This window comes from Psychrobacter sp. PP-21 (assembly GCF_033790785.1).
Taxonomy (GTDB): Bacteria; Pseudomonadota; Gammaproteobacteria; order Pseudomonadales; family Moraxellaceae; genus Psychrobacter.
In genome coordinates this window covers 1-457 of the sequence record NZ_JAMYEB010000082.1, presented here as the reverse complement: position 1 = coordinate 457, position 457 = coordinate 1, and the positions used below count along the sequence as shown (strand labels likewise).

The window sequence follows — 457 nt, the reverse complement described above, 5'->3', positions numbered from 1 at the left end:
GAGTTTTTGGGTATCGTCACTGTCGTACTTGATAAATAAGGCGGCTGCGCAATCGGAAGAATGATCAATAGCGCGGATGACAAAACCTGTTTAGCTTTTTACCGTTGATTTCTACCCATGCATCGCCGTTGTCTGCCATCTGAGCAAAATTACGTTAACCAAAAACCAATCGAGCATCAATCTTAAAAAACGCGATGACAGCCCATTTTTGCTAGATGAATCGCCAGCTCACGTCCCATACCAGACCCTGCGCCCGTGATGGCAGCGCGCTTTTGCCTTTATACTCTACGACCGATTTCCGACCGGTCTGAGCAATTGGGATCGCCGTAACAACCTAGATAGCAAAGGTGCTCATGTATTTAGAGAGTTTTGGCGCCAGGCTCTTGTAGCGGCTTAACTTAAGAACTATTCTCGATTGTAGCGAAAAAACCAGACAGACACCATGACTATTATCTAC

The 457-nt window shown here is 46.0% G+C and carries 1 pseudogene; it reads right to left on the bottom strand.

Annotated features, from left to right (window positions below):
• Positions 1-194 precede the first annotated feature (194 nt).
• A pseudogene (locus tag NJD71_RS13655) lies at positions 195-260 on the bottom strand (hypothetical protein); the annotation flags it as partial.
• Positions 261-457: the final 197 nt, after the last annotated feature.